The following is a 23,725-nucleotide window of genomic DNA, read 5'->3' as shown; positions in this document are numbered from 1 at the left end:
CGGCGCGACTTTCGTCGAGGGAGGGCGAGACGAAAGGCGGAAGCCGACGGGGGTGGGCGCTGCCTAGGGTGCGAGCGTGGACGTCATGTCGAAGTCGGGGGCCGGGGGCGCGAGCCTGACCGGGGTGAAGAGCAGGCTCGCCGCCTGGTGGGAGTGGTTCGTGGTGCCGGGGCAGTGGTCCCGCAGCCGGACCGTCGGCGAGCTCGCGCTGACCGTGGTCGTCGCCCTGCTCGCCGCGGGCACCGAAGAGCTCCTCGGCGGCGAGGGATGGCGGCTCGCCGGGGTCGCCGCCGGCGCCGGCGTGCTGTCGCTGCTCCGGCGCCGTCTGCCCGCGAGCACCCTTGTCGTCTCCGCCGCGCTCGCCCCCTTCCTCCCCGGCTTCGGTCCCCTGCTCGTCGTCGTCAGCTGGTCCGCCGGCCGGTACATCGCCGGGGCGGGGCAGGCGCTGGCCGCGTTCCTCGTCGCGTTCGCCCTGACCATCGGGGGGACCCTCCTGGAGACCTGGGAGCAGCAGCGGCTCCTCACCATGGCCTTCCTCGCCACGCTCTACTACCTGGGCACCACCCTCGCGCCCGCGCTCGGCCACCGGTACTGGACCCAGCGGCGGACCCTGCTGCACGCCCTCCAGGAGCGCAACGCCCAACTGCTCTGGGAGCGGAGCATGGTGGCCTGGCAGGCGCGGCTGCGTGAGCGGCAGCGGATCGCGCAGGACATGCACGACAGCCTCGGCCACCAGCTGGCGCTGATCGCCGTGCACACGGGCGCCCTCGAAGTGGACCGGGAACTGACCGAGCGCCAGCGCGAGGCCGTCGGTGTCCTGCGGAACGCCTCGGTGACCGCCATGCGCGAGCTGCGGGAGGTCGTCGGCATACTGCGCGACGGCGTCGAGGCGACGGCCGGAACGGCTTCCGCGCCCGCGCCGGCGGGAGACGAGACGGGGCGGGCGGCGCGGGGGACCGCCGGCATCGAGGGGCTGGTGACGGCGGCCCGAGCGGCCGGCACCACGGTCGACCTGCGACGGGTCGGCAAGGAACGCGCACTGGAACCGGCCGCCGACCACGCCGCGTACAGGATCGTGCAGGAGGCCCTCACGAACGCCTACAAGTACGCGCCGGGGGCGGCGATCGAGGTCGAGCTGCGGTACGAGCCGGACACCTTCGTCGTGGAGGTCACCAACGCGACGCCGGTGGCCGGGCCGGCGAAGGACGTGGTGAGCGGCGGACAGGGGCTCACCGGGCTCGTCGAGCGGGCCCGGCTGGTCGGCGGCATGTGCCACGCGGGCCCGGCCGACGGCGGTGGGTTCCGCGTGGCGGGGATGCTGCCGTACGGGGCCGCGCCCGTCGCCCAGGCCGCGCCTTTGGTCGATGCGGCCGACGACTTCCGGCAGCAGTCGACGAAGCGCCCGGTGCGCGATGGTCGTTCGGTCGGGGTCGGACCGACCGACTGGACGATCGCGGAACGGGAGCTGGCGATGACGCTGAGCGGGGGCGCGGGCACGGGTGCGCGCAGGAGCAGGGGCAGCGGGATCGCCCTGGGCTGCGGCATCGCGTTCGCCGTGGTCGTCCTGCTGGTGGTGGCGGCGGGCTTCGGCGTCTACTTCCTGGTGGGGACGCTCCAGGAAGGGATGATCGAGCCCCGGCAGTACGACGCGGTGAAGGTCGGCACGAGTGAGCGGAAGGTCCGGGACGCGCTGCCTTCCGGGGACACGATGGCCACCATCGGCCTGGACGTCGGAGGCCCCCCGAGACCCGAGGGGGCCGAGTGCCTGGTGCTGCTGTCCACGGAGACGGGTGACAACTTCGACGAGGAGCCCGTTTTCCGGTTCTGTTTCAAGGACGGCAAGCTGATCGAGAAGAAGTCGTACGTGGTCGAGCGGTAGGAGCGCTGCTCCGGCCCTACCGGAGTCATGGGGGAGTAGCTGTGGCAGGTCAACCCATCAGGGTCGTGATCGCCGACGACGAGCCGCTGATCCGGGCCGGGATCCGGATGATCCTCACCTCGGACCAGGACATCCTGGTGGTCGGGGAGGCGGCCGACGGCCGGGCGGCGGTCGAGGCGGCGCGTGCGCACGCCGCGGACGTCGTGCTGCTCGACATCCAGATGCCGGTCCTCGACGGGCTCTCGGCGCTGCCGGAGCTGCGCCGGGCCGCGCCCGCGGCCCGGGTGATCGTCCTGACGACCTTCGGGGAGCGGGAGAACGTGCTGCGGGCCCTGGAGCACGGGGGCGTCGGGTTCCTGCTCAAGGACACGGCCCCGGCCGAGCTGATCCTCGCGGTACGGGCTGCCGCCGCCGGGGACGCGTATCTGTCGCCCGCGGCCACCCGGCACGTGGTCGAGAGGCTCGCCGCGGGCCGGGAGGCGGAGCGGTCCGAGCAGGCGCGGGCGCGGGTGGCGGCGCTGAGCGAGAAGGAGCGCGAGGTGCTGTCGGTCCTGGGGGAGGGGCTGTCCAACGCGGACGCGGGGAGACGGCTGCACATGAGCGAGGCCACGGTGAAGACCTATGTGAGCCGGATCCTCGCCAAGTTGGACTGCGAGAACCGCGTGCAGGCGGCGCTGCTGGCCCGCGACGCCGGGATCTGACGCGACGCCGGGATGTGACCCGATGCCGGGGTTGACCCGACGCGACGCCGGGATCCGACCCGACGTGGTGGCCGCGGCCGGGACCGGGCCGTCTCGACCGGTGGTGGGTCAGCGGCCGGGGGACTCGGGCAGGCCGGTCGTGCTCGCGGAGTTGTAGCGGAGCAGGTAGTCGGCGAACCGGGCGAGGTCGTCGGCCGACCAGTCCTTGAGGCGCTCCTGATAGGCGGCGAGGCGGCTCGTCTGGGCCGAGGCGAGCAGCTTCGCTCCGGCCTCCGTGGGGTGCAGGACCTGCACGCGGTGGTCGTCGGGGGCCGGCCGGCGCTCGACGAGGCCGAGCTTCTCCAGGCTCGCCACCTGGCGGCTGACCGTGGACTTGTCCAGCAGGTAGTGGGACGCGAGGTCGGTGGCGCGGCAGCCCCGCTGCTCCTCGATGTGGGCGAGGAGCGTGTAGGAGACGAGCGGGAGCTCGGGGTGGACCCGGGCCGCGGCGGCGCGGGCCCGCCGGGCGAAGGCCGTCAGCTCGCGCTGGATGACGTCCACGGACGCCTCGCGCGGTACCTCTGCGGCGCCGGTCATGCGCATTCCCCTGTCCGTACGGTTTGCCGATCGACCTTTCAGTTGTATAGTACAACGGTTGTTTAGTTGTAAAAGCCAACCATGGAGGTCTCGGTGTCCGCCTCGGTGTCCGCAGGACCGAATACCCGCGTCGCGTTGCGGCATGTCCTCGGACATCTGCTCACCCCCCTGCTGATGTGCCTCGGCATGGGCCTCGCCTACCTCGGCGCCTTCCACGCCCCCGAGCCCCACGACCTGCGCGTCGACATCGTCGGCTCCGGCCCCAGCGCCCAGGTCCTCGCCCAGTCGCTCCAGAACAAGGGCGCCGGCGCCCTGGACGTCCGTACCGTCGCCGACCGGGACGCCGCCGTCACCTCCCTCCGCGAACAGGGCAGCTTCGGGGCCTACGTACCCGGCGAGAAGCCCGAACTGCTCGTCGCCTCCGCCTCCTCCGACACCAGCGCCATGGCCGTCGAGAAGGTCTTCACCAAGGTCGCCGCGGCGGAGGGCGCCCCGCTCAAGGTCACCGACGTCGCCCCCGTCGCCTCCGGCGACCCCACCGGCCAGGGCGTCTTCTTCCTCCTCGTCGCCCTCAGCATCGGCGCCTACGCCTCGGTCGCCGTCATCGGCGCCGCCGGAGCCGTCCTCCCCATGCGGATCAGGGCCCTCCTCGCCCTCGGGATGTCGCTGGTCGTCAGCCTCGTCGGCACCCTCTTCGCCGGCCCCGTCTTCCACCTCGTCGACCAGGGCCTCGCCGGAGTCTGGGCGATGTCCTGGCTGTACGCGGCGGGCATCCTCCTCGTCGGCGTCGGACTCCACACCTTCCTGCGCCGCTGGACCACGCTCGGCGTGATGGTCCTCTTCGTCATGCTCAACTTCACGAGCTCCGGCGGCATCTACCGCCCCGAGCTCCAGCCCGGCTTCTTCGGCTCCCTGCACGCCTTCTGGAACGGCGCGGGCTTCGTCGAGGGACTCCGCAGCCACGTCTACTTCGACGGCCACGCGCTCGGCGGGCACATCCTCGTCCTCACCCTGTGGTTCCTCGCCGGAGCCGCCCTCGTCGTGGCCGCCGGGACCTTCGAGTCGAGGAAGGCGAAGGCCGGGCTCGCGCCCGCGCCGAAGACGGCGGCACCCGCGAACACCCAGGAGGTGGAAGCGGAGGAGGAGATGGAGGAAGCCGTCGCGGTCTGACACCTCCGCCACCGCGAAACAACCTCCTCCGATGTTGTCCACAGGCGTTGTCCACAGGGGGAGACGGCCCGTCGGATGCGGCGGTACGGTCGGCACCGGATGATGTTGGACATCGCATCGGGGGAGGACGTCCCATGGACGAGATCCGGGCCGTGGTGCCGGGACAGCGCGGTACGGACGGAGCGGCGGACGCCGAGCGCGTCCCGCACGTGACGGGCTTCGCGCGCCGCGCGGCCGTCGGCGGCACGGGCATCTCGCCCAGGGCCGTCGGCAAGGACCTGCGCGTCCGGGTGCCGCGTATCGTCCACGAGATGCCCGCCCTCGCAGCCGACCGGCCGGACGCCGTCCGGGCCGTCGAGGAGTCGAGCAAGGGGCGCGTTCCCGAGCTCACACCGATACGGGTCGGCCGTATGGCCGCGAGCCCCTTCGCCTTCCTGCGCGGATCCGCCGGACTCATGGCCCAGGACCTCGCCACCACCCCCGTCACCGGGATAGCGGCCCAGCTGTGCGGCGACGCCCACGCCGCCAACTTCGGCCTCTACGGCGACGCCCGCGGCCGGCTCGTCATGGACCTCAACGACTTCGACGAGACGATCGTCGGCCCCTGGGAGTGGGACCTCAAACGACTCGCCACCTCCCTGGTGCTCGCCGGGCGCGAGGTCGGCGCGAGCGAGGACGAGTGCCGGGCGGCGGCGTTCGACACGGTCGGCGCCTACCGGCGCACGATGCGCCTCCTCGCCCGCCTCCCCGCGCTCGACGCCTGGAACGCCATCGCCGACGAGGAGCTGGTCTCGCACACCGACGCCCGCGACCTGCTCGGCACCCTGGAACGGGTCTCGGCCAAGGCCCGTAACAACACGAGCGCCCGGTTCGCCGCCCGATCCACCGAGGCGGTGGCGGACGCCGAGGGCGGCGGCCGCAGGTTCGTGGACGCGCCCCCGGTACTGCGGAGAGTCCCCGACACCGAGGCTGCGGCCGTCGCGGCCTCCCTCGGCCCCTACCTGGACACCGTCTCCGAGGACCGGCTGCCGCTCCTCGCGCGGTACGCCGTCCACGACGTGGCGTTCCGGGTCGTCGGCACCGGCAGCGTCGGCACCCGCTCCTACGTCGTGCTGCTCCTCGACCACCGGGGCGAGCCGCTCGTCCTCCAGGTCAAGGAGGCCAGACCCTCGGCCCTCCTGCCGTACCTGCCGGCCGCCGGCTTCACCGTGCCCGACCTCGGCCACGAGGGCAGGCGCGTGGTGCTCGGGCAGAAGAGGATGCAGGTCGTCAGCGACATCCTGCTCGGCTGGACCACGGTCGACGGGCGCCCCTTCCAGGTGCGCCAGTTCCGCAACCGCAAGGGCAGCGTCGACCCCGCCGCGCTCACCGTCGCGCAGGTCGACGACTACGGCCGCATGACCGGCGCCCTGCTGGCCCGCGCCCACGCCCACAGCGCGGACCCGCGTCTCATAGCCGGCTACTGCGGCAAGAACGAGGAACTGGACGAGGCCGTCGCGTCCTTCGCCGTCAGCTATGCCGACCGCACCACCGCGGACCACGCCGACCTGCTCGCGGCCGTCCGCGCGGGCCGCATAGCGGCGGAACTGGGCGTCTGACCGCACCTGAGCACGGCGCTGAATACGGCGTTGAACACGGAGCTGAGCACGGCGCTGGGCAGGGTGCTGAGCACGGCGACGGCAGGGGCCAGGTGTGGTGCTCGGCGTGCGGTCCGGCTTCGAGGCCGGGTGGGGTGGGGCAGGGAGGGGTGGGGTGGGGAGGGAGGGGGGAGGGGCCCCCTCCCTGGACCGTAGGCTTGGTGGGAACAGCCGGAACGAGGACGTGGGCGGTCGTGGACGTGAGCGTGGACCAGGGTGCGAACGAGGAGCCCGCGGGTACGGAGCCTCGGAGCGAGCGGGTTGGCGGCGCCGCGGACGAGGAGCGGCCCGAGGCGCGGCTTGAGCGGGCCGTGCGGGCTGCCGAGCAGGCGTTGATCGAGTTCGAGATCGCCGTCGAGACCTTCCGCGTCGAGGTGGAGAACTTCTCCCGGCTGCACCACCAGAAGCTCGGCCCCATGTACACGCGGCTCGACGAGCTGGAGGCACAGATCGCCGAGGCTCGGGCCGCGCGCAGCGGTGACCCCGAGGATCTGCGGCGGGCCCAGGAAGCGCGCGCGGCGGTCATGCCCATGCCCGGGGTGGAGGAGCTGTTCCACGACTGGCTCGACACCGACGGTCTCTCCCCGGAGGCCTCGGCGATGCTCACCGAGCGTCCGGTGCGGGCGCCGAAGCGGGTTCGCCCCAGCGAGGAGGCGCGCAGGCTCTACCGCGAGCTGGCCCGCAAGGCCCACCCCGACCTGGCCCGCGAGGAGGCCGAGCTCCGGCGGCGCGAGGAGTTCATCACGCGGGTGAACGCGGCCTACGCCCTCGGGGACGAGGAGCGGCTGCGCGAGCTGGCGGCGGAGTGGGAGGCCGGTCCCGTGCCGGCCGAGGAGCGGCTCAGCGAGAGCGAGGAGCTGTACGCGCGCCTGGAGTGGCTGGCGGAGCGCAAGGACATGCTGTCCGGTGTCGCGCGCGAGCTGGAGGAGTCGGCGATCGGCGCGATGCTGCGGATGGCCCCGGAGGATCCGGACCGGCTCCTGGAGGAGATCGCGGAGCAGCTGCTCGCCCAGGTGTCCGAGCGGGAGAGCGAGCTCGCCGGGCTCGTGCAGTAGTTTTTCGGTGCGCCCGAACCCGTCGGGCGCTTCTTCGACGAGAGAAGGCCTGCCCCATGAATTTCTCCCCTCTGCCCTCGGTGGACGCGGCGTCCGTGCCGGCCGATGCCCTGGTGCTGGACGTCAGGGAGGACGACGAGTGGGAGGCGGGCCACGTCGAGGGCGCGCTGCACGTGCCCATGAGCGGGTTCATGGCGCGCTTCGGTGAGGTGACGGAGGCGGTGGCCGAGCACGGTCGCGCCTACGTGATGTGCCGGGTGGGCGGCCGTTCGGCGCAGGTCACGCAGTACCTCGTGCAGCAGGGCTTCGACGCGGTGAACATCGAGGGCGGCATGCTCGCCTGGGACGGTGCCGGGCGTCCGATGGTGACGGGGAACGGGAGCCCGGCGTTCGTCCTGTGAGTCGGGGCTGACGTGATCCCCTCGCCGTCAGGCGAGGGGGTGGGTGGCCAGGAGGTCGCCCAGGGCGTCCTCGTGGGCCGAGGCGGGGCCGAGGGACAGTTCGAGCTGCTTGGCCCAGGCGTGGTAGCGGTGCAGGGGGTAGTCGGTGTCCGCGCCGAATCCGCCGTGCAGGTGTTGGGCGGTCTGGACGACGCGGCGTACGCCCTCGGAGGCCCAGATCTTCGCGACGGCGATGTCGCCGGCGGCGGGGAGTGCCCCGGCGGCGCCGGTGGAGACGCGCCAGGCGGCCTGCCAGAGGGTGGCTTCCATGGCGCGGAGGTCGATGTAGCGGTCGGCGGTCTGGACGGCGACGGCCTGGAACGTGGCCACGGGATGGCCGAACTGTTCGCGTTTTCCGGTGTACTGGCTGGTCATGGCGAGGACGGCTTCGCCGAGGCCGAGGGCGAGCGCGCAGGTGCCGGTGGTGAGGAGCTCGCGGAGGGTGTCCCAGGCGCCTTCGGCTTCGATGACCTGGTCGGCGTCGAGGCGTACGGCGTCGAGGCGGAGTTCGGCGAGGAGTTCGCCGCTGGTGGAGTACTGCTCGGCGAGGGTGACGCCTGGGTGGGTGCGGGGGACCAGGGCGAGGACGGTGCGGCCTTCGGCGGTGCGGGCGGGTACGGCGACGAGGTCGGCGGCGTACGCCCAGGGGACGGCGGTCTGGGTGCCGTCGAGGCGCCAGCTGGTGTCGTCGCTGTGGGCGGTGACGGCCTGGTCGGCGGGGTCGTGGCCGGTGCGTCCCTGGGAGGCGGCGGTGAGGACGAGTTCGCCGCGGGTGACCCGGGGGAGCAGCGCGGCGGCGGTGGCCGGGTCCGCGTACCGGTCGATGGTGGTGGCGACGGCGCCGGTTTCCAGGAGGGGTACGCGGGCGAGGACGCGGGCGGATTCGCGCAGGACGAGGCAGAGGGCGACGGGGTCGAGTCCGGCGCCTCCGTGCTCGGGGGAGAGGGTGAGTCCGAGCAGGTCGGAGGTGGCGAGGCGGGCCCAGAGGGGGCGGTCGAGGTCGTCGGCGACGGCGCCCGGGGTGAGGGCGGGGCTCGGTACGGCGTCGGGTGCCACGTCCGCGAAGACCGTCCTGGCCGCCTCGACGGCGGCTTGCTGTTCCTCGGTGAAGGTGAAGTCCACGGTCCTGCCCTCCCGTTGTCGCTCCTGGTCTCTCTGCCCTGACGAGCCGTCAAGATAGAACAGGTTCTAGCGGAAGGGAATGGCGAGGGAAGGGGGAGACCCGCCCTCTGGGGGAGGGCGGGACCCGTGGGGTGTTCGGTCAGCGGTCGAAGTCGAGTTCCACGTCCGGGGTGACGGGGTGGGACTGGCAGGCCAGGACGTATCCCGCCTCGGTCTCGTCCGGTTCCAGGGCGAAGTTGCGGTCCATCCGGACCTCTCCGCCGACGAGGAAGGCGCGGCAGGTGCCGCAGACGCCGCCCTTGCAGGCGTACGGGGCGTCCGCGCGGGCGCGGAGCACCGTGTCGAGGAGCGTTTCGCCGCGGTCGACGGGCCAGGTGCCGGAGCGGCCGTGGAGGGTCGCGGTCAGGGTGGCGTGCGCGGGGGTGTCGGCGGGGGCGACGGGCGCGGGGGCGGAGCCGTCGTCGACGTGGAAGATCTCCTGGTGGATGCTCGCGCGCCGTACGCCGAGGTCGCGCAGGGCCTGCTCCGCGCCCTGGACGAGGCCGAAGGGGCCGCAGAGGAACCAGCCGTCGATTTTGTCGACCGGCAGGAGCGCGGGCAGGAGCGCGGTGAGCCGCTCGCGGTCGAGGCGGCCGGAGGGGAGTCCGGCCTGCTGTTCCTCGCGGGAGAGGACGGTGACCAGCTGGAAGCGGTCGGGGTAGCGGTCCTTCAGGTCGGCGACCTCGTCGAGGAACATCGTGGACGCGGCGGTGCGGTCACTGCGGACGAGGCAGAACGTGGCGTCCGGTTCGCGGGCGAGAAGGGTGGCCGCGATCGACAGGACCGGGGTGATGCCGCTGCCGCCGACGACGGCGGCGAAGCGGCCGGGCCGGGGGGTGAGGGTGAAGCGGCCGGTGGGCTCCATGACCTCGACGAGGTCGCCTTCGGCCAGCTCCTTGAGCGCGTACGTGGAGAAGGCGCCGCCGTCGACGAGGCGGATGCCGACCCGCAGGACGGGGGTTTCGCCGGCGGGGGCGGCGGGCGCGCAGATCGAGTACGTGCGCCGGATCTCCTCGCCCTGTTCGGTGCTGCGGCGCAGCGCGAGGTGCTGGCCGGGGAGGTGGCGGTACGCCTCGTGGAGTTCGGGCGGTACGGCGAAGGTGACGGCGACGGAGTCGTCCGTGAGCCGTTCGATCGCGCTCACCCGGAGCGGATGGAACCCGGCCCGTCCGGAGCCTGCGGTCGTCATCTACAACTCCTTGAAGTGGTCGAACGGTTCGCGGCAGGCGATGCAGCGGCGCAGGGCCTTGCACGCGGTGGAGGAGAACCGGCTGAGGAGCTCGGTCTCGATGGAGCCGCAGTGGGGGCAGCGGATCGCGAGGTTCAGCGGGACGGGGCCGTCGGAGCCGGCCCCGTGGCGGGGCGGGGCGATGCCGAACTCGGCGAGTTTGCGGCGGCCTTCGGCGCTGATGTCGTCGGTGGACCAGGCGGGGGTGAGGACGGTGACGACGGAGACGTCCGGCATGCCGTGGGCGTGGAGGGCGCGCTCGATGTCCTCGGACATGGCCTCGATGGCGGGGCAGCCGGTGTAGGTCGGGGTGAGGGAGACCTCGACGCGGCCGCCTTCGGTGACGTGGACGCCGCGCATGACGCCGAGTTCTTCCAGGGTGAGGACGGGCAGCTCCGGGTCGGGAACGGCGCCGGCGACCCGGCTCAGTTCCTCCTCCAGGGCCGTCATGGTCACCATGTCGCGCCCGGGTGGCTGCGGTGCAGGTGCTGCATCTCGGCGATCATCCGGCCGAAGGACTCGGTGTGGAGGCCCTGGCGGCCGGCGCCCGCGCTCCAGGCGCCGGTGCGCGGTCCGGTGGGGACGGTGAGCGTGGCGCGGCCGAGGACGTCGGTGACCGAGGCGAGCCAGGCGCTTTCCATGGCGGCGTGGTCGACGTCGAGTCCGTCGACGGGCTGGAACAGTTCGCCGGTGTGACGCCAGAGGGCGTCGCAGGCGCGCTGCATGCGCAGGTGGCTCTCGGGGGTGCCGTCGCCGAGGCGGAGGGTCCAGTGCTCGGCGTGGTCCTGGTGGTAGGCGACTTCCTTGACGGCCTTCGCGGCCAGGCCGGTGAAGGGGCCGTCGCCGGTGGCCAGCTGCCCGTACAGCAGGCGCTGGTAGGTGGAGAAGTACAGCTGGCGGGCGATGGTGTGGGCGAAGTCGCCGTTGGGCTGCTCGACGAGCTGGGTGTTGCGGAAGGAGCGCTCCTCGCGGAGGTACGCCAGTTCGTCCTCGTCGCCGACGAGGGAGAGCAGCACGCGGGCCTGGCCGAGGAGGTCGAGGGCGATGTTGGCCAGGGCGACCTCCTCCTCCAGGACGGGGGCGGAGCCGGCCCATTCGCCGAGGCGGTGGGAGAGGACGAGGGCGTCGTCGCCGAGGGCGAGGGCGGCGGCCGTGGGCACGGCGGCCTCGGGTGCGGTGGTCTGCCGGGTGCTCACAGGTGCTTCACCCCCTCCGGGATCTCGTAGAACGTCGGGTGACGGTAGGGCTTGTCGGCGGCGGGCTCGAAGAAGGGGTCCTTCTCGTCGGGCGAGGAGGCGGTGATGGCCGTGGAGGGGACGACCCACAGGGAGACGCCTTCGCTCCTGCGGGTGTACAGGTCGCGGGCGTTGCGCAGGGCCATCTCCGCGTCGGGGGCGTGGAGGCTTCCCGCGTGGGTGTGGGACAGTCCGCGGCGGGAGCGCACGAACACCTCCCACAGCGGCCAGCTGTCGCTCGTCATGCCTGTGCCCCTTCGTGCTCTCCGTGCGTGCCGGGCTTTCCGGTGTGCTTCTCCGCGTAGGCCGCGGCGGCCTCGCGGACCCAGGCGCCGTCCTCGTGGGCCTGGCGGCGCTTGGTGATCCGCTGGTCGTTGCAGGGGCCGTTGCCCTTGAGGACGTCCCAGAACTCGGTCCAGTCGATCGCGCCGAAGTCGTAGTGCCCGCGCTCCTCGTTCCACCGGATGTCGGGGTCGGGGAGGGTGAGGCCGAGGGCCTCGGCCTGGGGCACGGCGATGTCGACGAAGCGCTGGCGCAGTTCGTCGTTGGAGTGGCGCTTGATCTTCCAGGCCATCGCCTGGGCGGTGTGGGTCGACTCGTCGTCGGGCGGGCCGAACATCATCAGCGAGGGCCACCACCAGCGGTCCACGGCGTCCTGGGCCATGGCGTGCTGGGCGTCGGTGCCCTTCGACAGGGCGAGGAGGGCCTCGTACCCCTGGCGCTGGTGGAAGGACTCCTCCTTGCAGACGCGGACCATCGCGCGGGCGTACGGCCCGTAGGAGCAGCGGCAGAGGGGGACCTGGTTGGTGATCGCCGCGCCGTCGACGAGCCAGCCGATGGCGCCGACGTCGGCCCAGGTCAGGGTGGGGTAGTTGAAGATCGAGGAGTACTTCTGGCGGCCGGAGTGGAGCTTGTCGAGGAGCTCGTCGCGGCTGGTGCCGAGGGTCTCCGCGGCGCTGTAGAGGTAGAGGCCGTGGCCGGCCTCGTCCTGGACCTTGGCCATGAGGATCGCCTTGCGGCGCAGCGAGGGCGCGCGGGTGATCCAGTTGGCTTCGGGCTGCATGCCGATGATCTCGGAGTGGGCGTGCTGCGCGATCTGCCGGACGAGTGAGGCGCGGTACGCCTCGGGCATCCAGTCGCGCGGCTCGATCCGCTCGTCGGCGGCCACGGCGGCGTCGAACACGGCCTCGAAGGCGGCCTGTGCGGCCGCCGCGCCCGCGTCCGACACGCCGGGCGCGTCCGTGGTTCCTGCCGTCCCTGCCGTCACTGCGGTCATCGGACTCCCTACCGACCGATCGTTCGGTTGAATGACTTCAATGGTGAGTCGAGGGCCCGTATGGTGTCAACCCTGTGGATAACCGAGGTGGGCTGATCGGGATCGGGGCGGGATGAGCGCGGACGTCGAACAGCACGCGGACGAGGTGGCGGACGACCCCCCGGCCCCGCCCCCGCCGGCCCCGCGGACGACCCCGTCCGGGACCGGGATCATGGCGCTTTCCCTGCCGTACCAGGTCGCCGCCGCCGTGGCGCTCGCCGTGGTCGCGGTCTTCGTCTGCGTCCACCTCGCGATGGTGTTCCTGCACGTCGCGCCCTCGAACACGGTCACCAAGCGGCACGGCCAGGCTGTGGACGACTGGGTCTATCCCGAGTTCGAACAGAACTGGAAGCTCTTCGCGCCCAACCCGCTCCAGCAGAACGTGTCCGTCGAGGCGCGGGCCGAGATCGTCCCGGAGGACGGCGGTGGCGTGTCCACCACCGGCTGGATCGACCTCACCGCCCAGGACGCCGCCGCGATCCGCCACAACCCGATGCCCAGCCACACCCAGCAGAACGAGCTCCGCAGGGCCGTGGACTTCTACCTCAACTCGCACGCCGACGACGACACCCCCCACGGGATGCGCGGCCGGCTCTCGGAGGAGTACATGCGCCGGATCGCCGTGCTCCGCCTCGACGGACTCCCCTCGCTCGACGGGTACGACCTGCGGCGCGTCCGGCTCCGTACCGTCACCCGGCCCGTGCCCGCCCCGCGCTGGAGCACCGAGAAGAACGAGACCGCGCCCTCGTACCGCGAGCTGCCCTGGTGGAAGGTGACCGGCGCCGACCTGCCGGACGCCGCCGCCCGGAGCCGTACGGAGGTCGGCCGATGAGCGGAACAGCCACCACCGCGCGCGTACGCGAGCCGTTCGACCAGCGGATCGCCCGCGCCGTCCAGGCGGTCACCGGCCGCGCCCTCGGCCCGTACCAGACCGCGATCGTGCGGATCGGGTTCTCGCTGACCTGGCTCGCCTTCCTGCTGCGCGAGCTGCCCCACCGGCACGAGATGTACGGCCCCGACGGCCCCTGGTCCTGGGAGATGGCGCGCCGCCTCGTCGCCGACAACCGGGCCTTCACGGTGCTGTTGTGGTCGGACGGACGGCTGTGGTTCGAGCTCGTCTACGGGCTCGCGGTGCTCTCCGCCCTGCTGCTCCTCCTCGGCTGGCACACCCGGGCCGTGTCGGTCGTCTTCATGGTCGGCGTCCTGTCCCTGCAGAACCGCTCCGTCTTCCTGGGCGACGGCGGCGACAACGTCCTCCACCTCGCCGCGATCTACCTCGCCCTGACCCGCTGCGGCCAGGTGTGGTCCCTCGACGCCCGCAAGGCCGCGCGTGAGGCCCGAGAGGAAGCCCGGGGAGAGGCCCAGGAAGCCCGTGAGGAAGCTGGTGGCGCGCGTGAGGGGCGGCGGGAGCTCGCCGGGCCGTTGCTGTGGATCGTGGGCGGTGGTTTCCTGCTCGCCACGACCTGGTTCGGTGACGTCACCGGCGAGTGGTGGGTCTCGGTGCTGCTCTGGGTGCTGTGGCTCGGCCACGGTCTCTGGTGGCTGGTCTGCCGGTACGCGCCCGGCGAGCCGCGCACCCTGCTCGACGTGCTCGCCAACCTCGCGCACAACGCCGCCCTCGTCGTGATCATGGCCGAGGTCTGTCTGATCTACGCCACCGCGGGCTGGTACAAGATCCAGGGCTCGCGCTGGCAGGAGGGCACGGCGCTGTACTACCCGCTCCACCTGGACTACTTCTCGCCCTGGCCCGCCCTCTCCGAGCTCCTCGGCTCCAGCGGGATCATGGTGCTGCTGCTGAGCTACGGCACGGTGATCGTGCAGGTCGCGTTCCCGTTCACGCTCTTCAACCGCAAGGTCAAGAACGTCCTGCTCGTCGCGATGATGCTGGAGCACGCCGGGATCGCGGTGCTCCTCGGCCTTCCCGTCTTCTCGCTCGCGATGATCTCCGCCGACGCGGTCTTCCTCCCGACGGTCTTCCTCGTGGCCCTCGGCGCGCGGGTCGCCCGGGGCCGGGACCGGCTGCTCGACCGGCTGCCCGGGCGGGCCGCGGCGGGGACACTGCCCGAGCAGCGCCGGACGGCCGAGGAACAGGGGCCCCGTACCCTCGTCGGGTGAGTGCCATGGAAGAACAGTCCGAGCCGGTCCAGTACGACGAGGGTTTCGGCCCCGAGATCGGTGTCGGGCCGCACCCGGAGCCGTGGCCGGAGGGCGAGCGGTACGACCCCGAGCTGCTCGCCGGGGGCGACCGGCGCAACGTCGTGGACCAGTACCGGTACTGGACGCGGGAGGCGATCGTCGAGGACCTCGACACCCGGCGGCACGACTTCCACGTGGCCGTCGAGAACTGGGGCCACGACTTCAACATCGGCTCGGTCGTACGGACCGCGAACGCCTTCCTCGCGAAGGAGGTCCACATCGTGGGCCGGCGGCGCTGGAACCGGCGCGGTGCCATGGTGACCGACCGCTACCAGCACGTCCGTCATCACCCGGACACCGCGTCGCTGACCTCGTGGGCGGCGGCCGAGGGCATTCCCGTCATCGGCATCGACAACCTGCCGGGCGCCGTGCCGCTGGAGCGGACCGTGCTGCCCCGCCGCTGTGTGCTGCTCTTCGGGCAGGAGGGCCCGGGCCTCACCGAGGAGGCCCGCGCCCACGTGGAGATGGTCTGCTCGATCGCCCAGTTCGGATCGACCCGGTCGATCAACGCGGGCGCGGCCGCCGCGATCGCGATGCACGCGTGGGTGCAGCGGTACGCGGAGATCGACACCCCGTAGACCATCGACACCCGTCAGACCGGTGTGTGGGGGGTCGTGGAGGCCCCGTGGGGAGGACCTCCACGACGGTCGTGACAGGGGTCAGGCCTGGCGGCGGACCTCCACCACCCGGAAGCGGTTGGAGACGAAGGCGCCGTCGCACAGCGCCGCGTTCGCCGCCGGGTTGCCGCCGGAGCCGTGGAAGTCGGAGAACGCCGCGGTCTGGTTGACGTACACCCCGCCCGTGAGGTTCAGCGAGAGCTGCGCCGACTCGTCGAGGCAGACCTCCTCCACCGCCCGCTCGGTCTCGGCCGAGGTCGTGTACGCGCCGACGGTCATCGCGCCCTTCTCGCGGACCGTGCGCCGCAGCAGCTCCAGGGCGTCGGCGGTGGAGTCCACCGAGACGGCGAAGGAGACCGGGCCGAAGCACTCGGAGAGGTACGCGGCCTCCGCGTCGGGCTTGGAACCGTCGAGCTTCACGATGACCGGCGTACGGACCACGGCGTCGGGGAAGTCCGGGTTGGTCACCTCACGGGAGGCGAGCGCCACCTCGCCGAGGCCGGCCGCGGCTTCGAGGCGCGCCTTCACGTCCGGGTTGACCAGGGCGCCGAGCAGGCCGTTGGCCCGGGCGTCGTCGCCGAGCAGGCCGCCGACGGAGGCCGCGAGGTCGGCGACGACCTCGTCGTACGTCTTCGGACCCTGGTCGGTGCCGATGCCGTCGCGGGGGATCAGCAGGTTCTGCGGGGTGGTGCACATCTGGCCGCTGTAGAGCGACAGGGAGAACGCCAGGTTGGCGAGCATGCCCTTGTAGTCGTCGGTGGAGTCGACCACGACCGTGTTGACGCCGGCCTTCTCGGTGTAGACCTGCGCCTGGCGGGCGTGGGTCTCCAGCCAGTCGCCGAACTCGGTGGAGCCGGTGTAGTCGATGATCCGGATCTCGGGGCGGACGGCGAGCGTCTTGGCGATGCCCTCGCCGGGCCGCTCGACGGCGAGCGCCACCAGGTTCGGGTCGAAGCCGTTCTCGGCGAGCACCTCGCGGGCGATGCGGACGGTGAGCGCCAGCGGCAGGACGGCGCGCGGGTGCGGCTTGACCAGCACGGGGTTGCCGGTGGCCAGGGAGGCGAACAGGCCCGGGTAGCCGTTCCACGTGGGGAAGGTGTTGCAGCCGATCATCAGGGCGATGCCGCGGCCGACCGGGGTGAACTCCTTCGAGAGCTCCAGGGGGTCGCGCTTGCCCTGGGGCTTGGACCAGGCGGCGCGGCCGGCGGGGGTGCGGGTCTGCTCCTCGTACGCGTACGCCACGGCTTCCAGGCCGCGGTCCTGGGCGTGCGGGCCGCCGGCCTGGAACGCCATCATGAACGCCTGTCCGCTGGTGTGCATGACGGCGTGGGCGAGCTCGTGGGTCCGGGCCGAGATCCGGGACAGGATCTCCAGGCAGACGAGGGCGCGGGTCTCGGCTCCGGCGTCGCGCCAGGCGGGCATGGCGGCGCGCATCGCGGGGAGCAGGACGTCCATGTCCGCGTGCGGGTACTCGATGCCGAGCGCGGGGCCGTACGGCGAGATCTCGCCACCGGTCCAGCCGTCCGTGCCGGGCTGGTCGAGCTCGAAGCGCGTGTTCAGCAGGGCCTGGTAGGCGGCGAGGCCGGCCGCCGCGTCGAGCGAGCCGTCCTCCCCGTACGCCTTGGGGTGCTCGGGGTGGGGCGACCAGTAGGCGCGGGTGCGGATCGTGGCGAGGGCCTGGTCGAGCGTGGACCGGTGCTTCTCGGCGAGACGGTCCGGACGGTCGGTGGTCGGCTGAGCGGTGGCCATGGATGGACCAACTCCTCGTCGAGCTGGGCAGGGAGACGCGTACGGAGTTAGAGTAACCGAACGATCGGTCGGGACAAGGGGGTCCATCGATCCTGTGGAAAACCCATCGGGGAGGATCACTCCTATGAGCGCCGACCCAAGCGCCACCGTGACCGTCAGGGGGAGCGACGACGTGACCGCCGCCAGTGAGACCGCCGCCGTGGGACAGGACCGCACCGTCGCCGTCGTCGGCACCGGGACCATGGGCCAGGGCATCGCCCAGGTCGCCCTGGTCGCCGGCCACCCCGTCCGCCTCTACGACAGCGCCCCCGGCCGGGCGAAGGAGGCCGTCGCCGCGCTCACCGCCCGCCTGGACCGGCTCGTCGAGAAGGGCCGCCTGGACGCCTCCGCGCGCGAGGCGGCCGTCGGCCGGCTGCACGCGACCGAGGAGCTCGCCGAGCTCGCCGACGCGGCCCTCGTCATCGAGGCGATCGTCGAACTCCTCCCGGTGAAGCAGCAGCTCTTCGCCGACCTGGAGAAGACCGTCGGCGACGACGCCGTCCTCGCCACCAACACCTCCTCCCTGTCCGTCACCGCCATCGCGGGCGGCCTGCGCCTGCCCGGCCGGTTCGTCGGACTCCACTTCTTCAACCCGGCGCCGCTGCTCCCGCTCGTCGAGGTCGTCAGCGGCTTCGCCACCGACGCGGACGTCGCCACGCGCGCGTACGAGACGATGAAGGCCTGGGGCAAGACGCCCGTGCGCTGCGCGGACACCCCCGGCTTCATCGTGAACCGGGTCGCCCGCCCCTTCTACGCCGAGGCGCTGCGGGTGTACGAGGAGGGCGCCGCCGACCCCGCGACCATCGACGCGGCGCTGCGCGAGTGCGGCGGCTTCCGGATGGGCCCCTTCGAGCTCACCGACCTCATCGGCCAGGACGTGAACGAGGCCGTGACCCGCTCGGTCTGGGACTCCTTCTACCAGGACCCCAAGTTCACCCCCTCGCTCGCGCAGCGCCGGCTCGTCGAGTCCGGGCGCCTCGGCCGCAAGTCGGGCCAGGGCTGGTTCTCGTACGCGGACGGGGCCGAGCGCCCCGAGCCGCACACGGCGCCGCCGGCGGAGGCCCCCGCGAAGATCGTCGTCCGGGGCGACCTGGGACCGGCGGAGCCGCTGGTGGCGCTCTTCGAGGAGGCCGGGATCAAGGTCCGGCGCAAGAGCGGGGAGGGGTTCATCGAGCTGCCCGGGGGCGGCCGGATGGGCCTCGCGGACGGCGAGAGCTCCTTCGAGTACGCCCCCGAGGAGATCGTCTACTTCGACCTCGCCCTCGACTACGCGCGCGCGAGCCGCATGGTGCTGTCCACGGGACGGCACACCCCGCCCGAGACCCTCGCCGAGGCCGTCGGCCTCTTCCAGGCGCTCGGCAAGAAGGTCTCCGTGATCGGCGACGTGCCCGGCATGATCGTGGCCCGCACGGTCGCCATGCTGGCGGACCTCGCGGCCGACGCCGTCGACCGTGGGGTCGCGACCGCCGAGGACGTGGACACGGCGATGCGGCTCGGGGTCAACTACCCGGCAGGCCCCCTGGAGTGGGCGGAGAAGCTGGGCCCCAAGCGCGTCTGTGACCTGCTCAGCGCCCTGCACGAGCGGTACCCGACGGGCAGGTACGGGCCGAGCCAGGCCACCGCCCGCCGGTGCGCCGAGGCCGAAGAGGAGGACTCCGCATGACCACGGCCAAGCGCGACACGTACACCCCCGAGACCCTGCTCTCGGTCGCCGTACGCGTCTTCAACGAGCGTGGTTACGACGGCACCTCGATGGAGCACCTGTCGAAGGCGGCGGGGATCTCCAAGTCCTCGATCTACCACCACGTCTCCGGCAAGGAGGAGCTGCTGCGGCGGGCGGTCAGCCGGGCGCTCGACGGGCTCTTCGCGGTGCTCGACGAGCCGGACGCGCAGCGCGGCAGGGCGGTCGAGCGGGTCGAGTACGTCACCCGGCGCACGGTGGAGGTGCTGATCGGGGAGCTGCCGTACGTGACGCTGCTGCTGCGCGTGCGGGGCAACACCGCGACCGAGCGGTGGGCGATGGAGCGGCGGCGCGAGTTCGACCACCAGGTGGCCGAGCTCCTGAAGGCGGCCGTCGCCGAGGGCGACCTGCGGGCGGACGTGGACATCCGGCTGGCGACCCGGCTCCTCTTCGGCATGATCAACTCGCTGGTCGAGTGGTACCGGCCGCATCCGGACGCGGTGGCGGAGCGCGAGCAGCTCGCCGAGACCGTCGCGCACCTCGCCTTCGACGGGCTGCGCACGGCTCGCTGACGGGCGGCTTCTGGACGGACGGCCCGGGCCCCAAGGGGTCCGGGCCGTCGTCCTTCCGGGCCCCTCAGAGGCCCGGGTCCAGGTCCGTTTCCTCGAAGACCAGCAGGGTCCGGGTGGAGAGCACCTCCGGGATCGACTGGAGCTTGGTGAGCACGAGCTCGCGCAGGGTCCTGTTGTCGGGGGTGTGGACGAGCAGCAGGACGTCGAAATCGCCGCTGACCAGCGCGATGTGTGTGGCGCCCGGCAGTGCCCCGAGCTGCTCGCGGACCGTGCGCCAGGAATTCTGGACGATCTTGAGCGTGATGTAGGCGGAGGCGCCCTGGCCCGCGCGCTCGTGGTTCACGCGCGCGCTGAAGCCGCGGATCACCCCGTCGTCGATGAGCCGGTTGATCCGTGCGTACGCGTTGGCCCGGGAGACGTGCACCCGCTCGGCCACCGAGCGGACCGAGGCCCGGCCGTCCTTCTGGAGTATCCGCAGGATGTCCCGGTCGACGGGGTCGAGGGGACGTGCGGGAACGCCCGGGACGGGCGGTGTCTGCGCTGGTGTGACGACCTGGTCCCAGTCCTCGGCCATTTGTTCATCCGCCATGTGCCCCCGCCTCTCTCCGGTGGACGACCTGCTTCTATCCCAGGCCGTGGAGAACCGTTTGTCCACAGGCTGGTGGCGCCTGTAGCCAAAATGCCTCCACGACCGAACAATCGGTAGGTGAGGCGCGACACACTCGCGCTGCCCGCCTGAGGGTCTTATGCCCGCCCCCACGAGGAGGTGGACTCGTTGCAACAGCGCAGTTCGACAGTCCAAGAGCCGCCCGCTGCCGCTGCCGCCTACCGGCCCACCCCGCCGCCGGCCTGGCAGCCCCGTACCGACCCCGCCCCGCTGCTGCCCGACGCCGAGCCGCTGCGCGTGCTCGGCACGGACGCCGTGGCCGACACCGACCCCGCGCTGCTGCTGCGGCTGTACGCGGAGCTGATCCGCGGCCGCCGGTACAACGCGCAGGCCACCGCCCTCACCAAGCAGGGCCGCCTCGCCGTGTACCCGTCCACCACCGGCCAGGAGGCGTGCGAGATCGGCGCCGCCCTCGCCCTGGAGGAGCGTGACTGGCTCTTCCCCTCGTACCGCGACACCCTGGCCGCCGTCGCCCGCGGCCTCGACCCCGTCCAGGCGCTGACGCTGCTGCGCGGCGACTGGCACACCGGGTACGACCCGCACGAGCACCGCATCGCGCCGCTCTGCACCCCGCTCGCCACCCAGCTTCCGCACGCCGTGGGCCTCGCCCACGCGGCCCGCCTCAAGGGCGACGACGTCGTCGCCCTCGCCATGATCGGCGACGGCGGCACCAGCGAGGGCGACTTCCACGAGGCGCTGAACTTCGCCGCCGTCTGGCAGGCCCCCGTGGTCTTCTTCGTGCAGAACAACGGCTTCGCGATCTCCGTCCCGCTCGCCAAGCAGACCGCCGCCCCCTCCCTCGCCCACAAGGCCGTCGGATACGGGATGCCGGGCCGGCTCGTCGACGGGAACGACGCGGTCGCCGTCCACCAGGTGCTGACCGAGGCCGTGGCCCGCGCGCGGCGCGGTGGCGGCCCGACCCTCGTCGAGGCCATCACCTACCGGATCGACGCCCACACCAACGCCGACGACGCCACCCGCTACCGCGCGGCAGGCGAGGTCGAGGCCTGGCGGGCGCACGACCCGATCCTGCTGCTCGAACGGGAACTGACGGAGCGTGGCCTGCTCGACGAGGACGGCAGGCGCGCCGCGGCCGAGGCCGCCGAGACGATGGCGGCCCAGTTGCGCGAGCGGATGAACGCCGACCCGGTGCTCGACCCGATGGACCTGTTCTCCCACGTGTACGCGGAGCAGACCGCACAGCTGCGCGAGCAGGCGGCGCAGCTGCGCGCCGAGCTCGACGCCGAGGGTGAGGCGTGATGACGACCGCGACGACCGGAAACCCGGCGACCACCACCGAGCCCGCCGCGGCGAAGGCCGCCGGCGGCACCGGCAGGACCAAGCCCGCGACGATGGCCCAGGCGCTCCAGCGCGCCATGCGCGACGCGATGGCCGAGGACCCGACCGTCCACGTGATGGGCGAGGACGTCGGCACCCTCGGCGGCGTCTTCCGCGTCACCGACGGGCTCGCCAAGGAGTTCGGCGAGGAACGCTGCACCGACACCCCGCTGGCCGAGGCGGGCATCCTCGGCGCGGCCGTCGGCATGGCGATGTACGGCCTGCGGCCGGTCGTCGAGATGCAGTTCGACGCCTTCGCCTACCCGGCGTTCGAGCAGCTGATCTCGCACGTGGCGAAGATGCGGAACCGCACGCGCGGGGCGATGCCGATGCCGATGGTGATCCGTGTGCCGTACGGCGGCGGGATCGGCGGAGTCGAGCACCACAGCGACTCCTCCGAGGCCTACTACATGGCCACCCCCGGCCTGCACGTCGTCACCCCGGCGACCGTCGAGGACGCCTACGGGCTGCTGCGCGCGGCCATCGCCTCCGACGACCCGGTGGTCTTCCTGGAGCCCAAGCGGCTCTACTGGTCCAAGGCCGACTGGTCCCCCGAGGCGCCCGCGCCCGTCGAGCCGATCGGCAAGGCGGTCGTACGGCGACGGGGCACCGGCGCCACCCTCATCACCTACGGTCCGTCCGTCCCGGTCTGCCTGGAGGCCGCGGAGGCCGCCCAGGCGGAGGGCTGGGACCTGGAGGTCGTCGACCTGCGCTCGCTCGTGCCGTTCGACGACGAGACCGTCTGCGCGTCGGTGCGGCGCACCGGCCGCGCGATCGTGGTCCACGAGTCGACCCGCTTCGCGGGACCGGGTGCGGAGATCGTCGCGCGCGTGACCGAGCGCTGCTTCCACCACCTGGAGGCGCCGGTGCTGCGGGTCGCGGGCTTCGACCTGCCGTACCCGCCGCCGATGCTGGAGCGGCACCACCTGCCCGGCGTGGACCGGGTCCTGGACGCGGTGGCGCGCCTGCAGTGGGAGGCGCAGAGCTGATGGCCCAGGTCCTCGAATTCAAGCTGCCCGACCTCGGTGAGGGGCTCACCGAGGCCGAGATCGTCCGCTGGCTCGTCGCCGTCGGCGACGTCGTCGCCATCGACCAGCCGGTCGTGGAGGTCGAGACGGCCAAGGCGATGGTCGAGGTGCCCTGTCCGTACGGCGGTGTCGTCACCGCGCGGTACGGCGAGGAGGGCACCGAACTGCCCGTCGGAGCGCCGCTCCTGACGGTCGCCGTCGGTGGCACGGGCGCGCCGGAGGAGCTCACCCAGGCGGCTCCCGAGGCGGCGCGGACGACCGCGGGCGACGCGGTCTCCTCGGAGTACTCGGGCAACGTCCTCGTCGGCTACGGCACGGCGGGCCCGGCGGCCCGGCGCCGTCGGGTGCGGCACGAGAACCCGGCGGCGGCCGCACCGGCACCGGTCGCGGCTCCCGCTCCCGCTCCTGCTCCTGCCCCTGCCCCTGCTCCCGCTCCCGTGGTCGCCGCGGCGTCCGTGGTGGCCGCGGTGGCCGAAGGGCCCGTGCCGGTCATCTCGCCGCTCGTGCGGAAGCTGGCCCGGGACCGGGGTCTCGACCTGCGGGAGGTCCGCGGGTCGGGTCCCGAGGGCCTGATCCTGCGCGGGGACGTGGAGCGGGCGCTCGCGGCCCTGGAGCGCCCGGTCGCCACCCCCGCGCCCGTCGCTGTTCCGGCGGCGGCTCCCGCCGCCGTACCGGCGGGCGAGCGGGTTCCGCTGCGCGGTCTGCGCGGCGCGGTGGCCGACAAGCTGTCCCGCAGCCGTACGGAGATCCCGGACGCGACCTGCTGGGTCGACGCCGACGCGACCGAACTGATGGCGGCCCGCGCGGCGATGAACGCGGCGGGCGGCCCGAAGATCTCGCTCCTCGCGCTGCTCGCCCGGATCTGCTCCCACGCCCTGGCCCGGTTCCCCGAGCTCAACTCCACGGTGGACACGGCGGCCCGGGAGATCGTCCGGCTGCCGGCCGTGCACCTCGGCTTCGCCGCCCAGACGCCGCGCGGTCTGGTCGTCCCGGTGGTCCGCGACGCGGGCACGAGGACGGCCGAGTCGCTCACCGAGGAGTTCGCCCGGCTCACCGAGTCCGCCCGGCAGGGCGCGCTCACGCCGGCCGACCTCACGGGCGGCACGTTCACCCTCAACAACTACGGGGTGTTCGGGGTCGACGGCTCCACGCCGATCATCAACCACCCCGAGGCCGCGATGCTCGGCGTCGGCCGGATCATCCCGAAACCCTGGGTCCACCAGGGCGAACTGGCCGTCCGTCAGGTGGTGCAGCTCTCGCTCACCTTCGACCACCGGGTCTGCGACGGCGGCACCGCGGGCGGCTTCCTGCGGTACGTCGCCGACTGCGTCGAACAGCCGGCGGTCCTGCTCCGTACGGTCTGACGCCGGTCTGACGCCCCGTCCGCCCCGTCCGCCCCGTCCGGCCCGTCTCGCCCAAGGAGACGGGTCGGACATCCGTG

Annotated in this window: 23 protein-coding genes; 14 read left to right on the top strand and 9 right to left on the bottom strand. The window is 72.8% G+C overall.

The features are described 5' to 3' along the window. The first annotated feature begins 85 nt into the window (after positions 1-85). The gene (locus ACFC0Z_RS20345; RefSeq protein WP_376440316.1) at positions 86-1,879 is read left to right on the top strand and encodes a sensor histidine kinase; all 1,794 of its coding nucleotides are present in this window, start codon (positions 86-88) and stop codon (positions 1,877-1,879) included. Between the two features lie 41 nt (positions 1,880-1,920). Beyond that, the gene (locus ACFC0Z_RS20340) at positions 1,921-2,580 is read left to right on the top strand and encodes a response regulator (RefSeq protein ID WP_376439667.1); all 660 of its coding nucleotides are present in this window, start codon (positions 1,921-1,923) and stop codon (positions 2,578-2,580) included. Between the two features lie 108 nt (positions 2,581-2,688). Here ACFC0Z_RS20340 and ACFC0Z_RS20335 read toward each other — a convergent pair whose 3' ends face one another. Beyond that, a complete protein-coding gene (locus ACFC0Z_RS20335; protein WP_376439665.1) occupies positions 2,689-3,156 on the bottom strand; it encodes a MarR family winged helix-turn-helix transcriptional regulator in 468 nt (155 codons plus the stop codon). Positions 3,157-3,237: 81 nt separating this feature from the next. Between ACFC0Z_RS20335 and ACFC0Z_RS20330 the strand changes: the two genes are divergently transcribed. The 4 genes from ACFC0Z_RS20330 (at position 3,238) to ACFC0Z_RS20315 (ending at position 7,419) form a co-directional block, all read left to right on the top strand. Next, on the top strand, positions 3,238-4,326 hold the full coding sequence (locus ACFC0Z_RS20330) for a hypothetical protein (RefSeq protein WP_376439662.1): 1,089 nt from the start codon (positions 3,238-3,240) through the stop codon (positions 4,324-4,326). Between the two features lie 134 nt (positions 4,327-4,460). Then, the gene (locus tag ACFC0Z_RS20325; protein ID WP_376439659.1) at positions 4,461-5,924 is read left to right on the top strand and encodes a DUF2252 domain-containing protein; all 1,464 of its coding nucleotides are present in this window, start codon (positions 4,461-4,463) and stop codon (positions 5,922-5,924) included. A gap of 350 nt (positions 5,925-6,274) precedes the next feature. Continuing rightward, entirely contained in the window at positions 6,275-7,018 is a 744-nt protein-coding gene (locus tag ACFC0Z_RS20320; protein WP_376440314.1) for a hypothetical protein, read from the top strand. Between the two features lie 56 nt (positions 7,019-7,074). After that, a complete protein-coding gene (locus ACFC0Z_RS20315) occupies positions 7,075-7,419 on the top strand; it encodes a rhodanese-like domain-containing protein (RefSeq protein WP_376439656.1) in 345 nt (114 codons plus the stop codon). Positions 7,420-7,446: 27 nt separating this feature from the next. Here the strand turns inward: ACFC0Z_RS20315 and ACFC0Z_RS20310 are convergent, their stop codons facing one another. From ACFC0Z_RS20310 to paaA, 6 genes are all read right to left on the bottom strand, one after another. Continuing rightward, positions 7,447-8,580, bottom strand: coding sequence for an acyl-CoA dehydrogenase family protein (locus tag ACFC0Z_RS20310; RefSeq protein ID WP_376439653.1), 1,134 nt, complete (start codon positions 8,578-8,580; stop codon positions 7,447-7,449). Between the two features lie 139 nt (positions 8,581-8,719). Beyond that, positions 8,720-9,808, bottom strand: a complete 1,089-nt coding sequence (locus ACFC0Z_RS20305) for a 2Fe-2S iron-sulfur cluster-binding protein (protein WP_376439651.1) — start codon at positions 9,806-9,808, stop codon at positions 8,720-8,722. Further along, a complete protein-coding gene (gene paaD, locus ACFC0Z_RS20300; RefSeq protein ID WP_376439649.1) occupies positions 9,809-10,306 on the bottom strand; it encodes a 1,2-phenylacetyl-CoA epoxidase subunit PaaD in 498 nt (165 codons plus the stop codon). Continuing rightward, the gene (paaC, locus tag ACFC0Z_RS20295) at positions 10,300-11,043 is read right to left on the bottom strand and encodes a 1,2-phenylacetyl-CoA epoxidase subunit PaaC (protein WP_376439646.1); all 744 of its coding nucleotides are present in this window, start codon (positions 11,041-11,043) and stop codon (positions 10,300-10,302) included. Before paaC ends, paaD begins: the two co-directional genes overlap by 7 nt. Further along, positions 11,040-11,327 carry a 1,2-phenylacetyl-CoA epoxidase subunit PaaB gene (gene paaB, locus ACFC0Z_RS20290; RefSeq protein ID WP_376439643.1) on the bottom strand — a complete coding sequence of 96 codons (288 nt, stop codon included), beginning with the start codon at positions 11,325-11,327 and terminating at the stop codon, positions 11,040-11,042. Before paaB ends, paaC begins: the two co-directional genes overlap by 4 nt. Beyond that, positions 11,324-12,358, bottom strand: a complete 1,035-nt coding sequence (paaA, locus tag ACFC0Z_RS20285; protein WP_376439639.1) for a 1,2-phenylacetyl-CoA epoxidase subunit PaaA — start codon at positions 12,356-12,358, stop codon at positions 11,324-11,326. The genes paaB and paaA overlap by 4 nt, the downstream gene beginning before the upstream one ends. Positions 12,359-12,470: 112 nt before the next feature. Between paaA and ACFC0Z_RS20280 the strand changes: the two genes are divergently transcribed. From ACFC0Z_RS20280 to ACFC0Z_RS20270, 3 genes are read left to right on the top strand one after another with little or no spacing between them, the layout of a single operon-like run. Beyond that, complete coding sequence (locus ACFC0Z_RS20280) at positions 12,471-13,229, top strand: DUF5819 family protein (protein ID WP_376439636.1); 759 nt, start codon at positions 12,471-12,473, stop codon at positions 13,227-13,229. Continuing rightward, positions 13,226-14,512 (top strand): HTTM domain-containing protein, encoded by a 1,287-nt coding sequence (locus ACFC0Z_RS20275; protein WP_376439633.1) that lies wholly within the window; start codon positions 13,226-13,228, stop codon positions 14,510-14,512. The genes ACFC0Z_RS20280 and ACFC0Z_RS20275 overlap by 4 nt, the downstream gene beginning before the upstream one ends. Before the next feature lie 5 nt (positions 14,513-14,517). Next, entirely contained in the window at positions 14,518-15,171 is a 654-nt protein-coding gene (locus ACFC0Z_RS20270; protein WP_376440312.1) for a TrmH family RNA methyltransferase, read from the top strand. An 81-nt stretch (positions 15,172-15,252) separates the two neighbouring features. Here ACFC0Z_RS20270 and paaN read toward each other — a convergent pair whose 3' ends face one another. Beyond that, the gene (gene paaN / locus ACFC0Z_RS20265) at positions 15,253-16,959 is read right to left on the bottom strand and encodes a phenylacetic acid degradation protein PaaN (RefSeq protein WP_376439630.1); all 1,707 of its coding nucleotides are present in this window, start codon (positions 16,957-16,959) and stop codon (positions 15,253-15,255) included. A 124-nt stretch (positions 16,960-17,083) separates the two neighbouring features. On the opposite strand from paaN, the gene ACFC0Z_RS20260 reads away from it, so the two are divergent. Beyond that, complete coding sequence (locus ACFC0Z_RS20260; RefSeq protein ID WP_376439628.1) at positions 17,084-18,661, top strand: 3-hydroxyacyl-CoA dehydrogenase; 1,578 nt, start codon at positions 17,084-17,086, stop codon at positions 18,659-18,661. Beyond that, positions 18,658-19,251: a TetR/AcrR family transcriptional regulator gene (locus ACFC0Z_RS20255; protein WP_376439626.1), complete on the top strand. Its 594-nt coding sequence runs from the start codon at positions 18,658-18,660 to the stop codon at positions 19,249-19,251. Before ACFC0Z_RS20260 ends, ACFC0Z_RS20255 begins: the two co-directional genes overlap by 4 nt. 64 nt (positions 19,252-19,315) lie before the next feature. On the opposite strand, the gene ACFC0Z_RS20250 is transcribed toward ACFC0Z_RS20255, so the two are convergent. After that, entirely contained in the window at positions 19,316-19,840 is a 525-nt protein-coding gene (locus tag ACFC0Z_RS20250) for an Lrp/AsnC family transcriptional regulator (RefSeq protein ID WP_376439623.1), read from the bottom strand. A 177-nt stretch (positions 19,841-20,017) separates the two neighbouring features. On the opposite strand from ACFC0Z_RS20250, the gene pdhA reads away from it, so the two are divergent. From pdhA to ACFC0Z_RS20235, 3 genes are read left to right on the top strand one after another with little or no spacing between them, the layout of a single operon-like run. Next, complete coding sequence (gene pdhA / locus ACFC0Z_RS20245; protein ID WP_376439620.1) at positions 20,018-21,178, top strand: pyruvate dehydrogenase (acetyl-transferring) E1 component subunit alpha; 1,161 nt, start codon at positions 20,018-20,020, stop codon at positions 21,176-21,178. Then, positions 21,178-22,245 (top strand): alpha-ketoacid dehydrogenase subunit beta, encoded by a 1,068-nt coding sequence (locus tag ACFC0Z_RS20240; protein ID WP_376439617.1) that lies wholly within the window; start codon positions 21,178-21,180, stop codon positions 22,243-22,245. Before pdhA ends, ACFC0Z_RS20240 begins: the two co-directional genes overlap by 1 nt. Further along, positions 22,245-23,648 carry a dihydrolipoamide acetyltransferase family protein gene (locus ACFC0Z_RS20235; protein ID WP_376439614.1) on the top strand — a complete coding sequence of 468 codons (1,404 nt, stop codon included), beginning with the start codon at positions 22,245-22,247 and terminating at the stop codon, positions 23,646-23,648. Before ACFC0Z_RS20240 ends, ACFC0Z_RS20235 begins: the two co-directional genes overlap by 1 nt. Positions 23,649-23,725 lie beyond the last annotated feature (77 nt).

Source organism: Streptomyces sp. NPDC056144 (assembly GCF_042264145.1).
Taxonomy (GTDB): Bacteria; Actinomycetota; Actinomycetes; order Streptomycetales; family Streptomycetaceae; genus Streptomyces.
Note: the sequence above shows the minus strand (reverse complement) of the source record. Positions and strands in the feature narration are given on the sequence as shown.

Bases quoted from the DNA above. Each gene is read 5' to 3' on its own strand.
- ACFC0Z_RS20345 (WP_376440316.1), top strand. From the start codon at position 86: ATGTCGAAGTCGGGGGCCGGGGGCGCGAGCCTGACCGGGGTGAAGAGC.
- ACFC0Z_RS20335 (WP_376439665.1), bottom strand. From the start codon at position 3,156: ATGACCGGCGCCGCAGAGGTACCGCGCGAGGCGTCCGTGGACGTCATC.
- ACFC0Z_RS20330 (WP_376439662.1), top strand. From the start codon at position 3,238: ATGGAGGTCTCGGTGTCCGCCTCGGTGTCCGCAGGACCGAATACCCGC.
- ACFC0Z_RS20325 (WP_376439659.1), top strand. From the start codon at position 4,461: ATGGACGAGATCCGGGCCGTGGTGCCGGGACAGCGCGGTACGGACGGA.
- ACFC0Z_RS20315 (WP_376439656.1), top strand. From the start codon at position 7,075: ATGAATTTCTCCCCTCTGCCCTCGGTGGACGCGGCGTCCGTGCCGGCC.
- ACFC0Z_RS20305 (WP_376439651.1), bottom strand. From the start codon at position 9,808: ATGACGACCGCAGGCTCCGGACGGGCCGGGTTCCATCCGCTCCGGGTG.
- paaD (WP_376439649.1), bottom strand. From the start codon at position 10,306: ATGGTGACCATGACGGCCCTGGAGGAGGAACTGAGCCGGGTCGCCGGC.
- paaB (WP_376439643.1), bottom strand. From the start codon at position 11,327: ATGACGAGCGACAGCTGGCCGCTGTGGGAGGTGTTCGTGCGCTCCCGC.
- paaA (WP_376439639.1), bottom strand. From the start codon at position 12,358: ATGACCGCAGTGACGGCAGGGACGGCAGGAACCACGGACGCGCCCGGC.
- ACFC0Z_RS20280 (WP_376439636.1), top strand. From the start codon at position 12,471: ATGAGCGCGGACGTCGAACAGCACGCGGACGAGGTGGCGGACGACCCC.
- ACFC0Z_RS20275 (WP_376439633.1), top strand. From the start codon at position 13,226: ATGAGCGGAACAGCCACCACCGCGCGCGTACGCGAGCCGTTCGACCAG.
- ACFC0Z_RS20270 (WP_376440312.1), top strand. From the start codon at position 14,518: ATGGAAGAACAGTCCGAGCCGGTCCAGTACGACGAGGGTTTCGGCCCC.
- paaN (WP_376439630.1), bottom strand. From the start codon at position 16,959: ATGGCCACCGCTCAGCCGACCACCGACCGTCCGGACCGTCTCGCCGAG.
- ACFC0Z_RS20260 (WP_376439628.1), top strand. From the start codon at position 17,084: ATGAGCGCCGACCCAAGCGCCACCGTGACCGTCAGGGGGAGCGACGAC.
- ACFC0Z_RS20255 (WP_376439626.1), top strand. From the start codon at position 18,658: ATGACCACGGCCAAGCGCGACACGTACACCCCCGAGACCCTGCTCTCG.
- ACFC0Z_RS20250 (WP_376439623.1), bottom strand. From the start codon at position 19,840: ATGGCGGATGAACAAATGGCCGAGGACTGGGACCAGGTCGTCACACCA.
- ACFC0Z_RS20240 (WP_376439617.1), top strand. From the start codon at position 21,178: ATGACGACCGCGACGACCGGAAACCCGGCGACCACCACCGAGCCCGCC.
- ACFC0Z_RS20235 (WP_376439614.1), top strand. From the start codon at position 22,245: ATGGCCCAGGTCCTCGAATTCAAGCTGCCCGACCTCGGTGAGGGGCTC.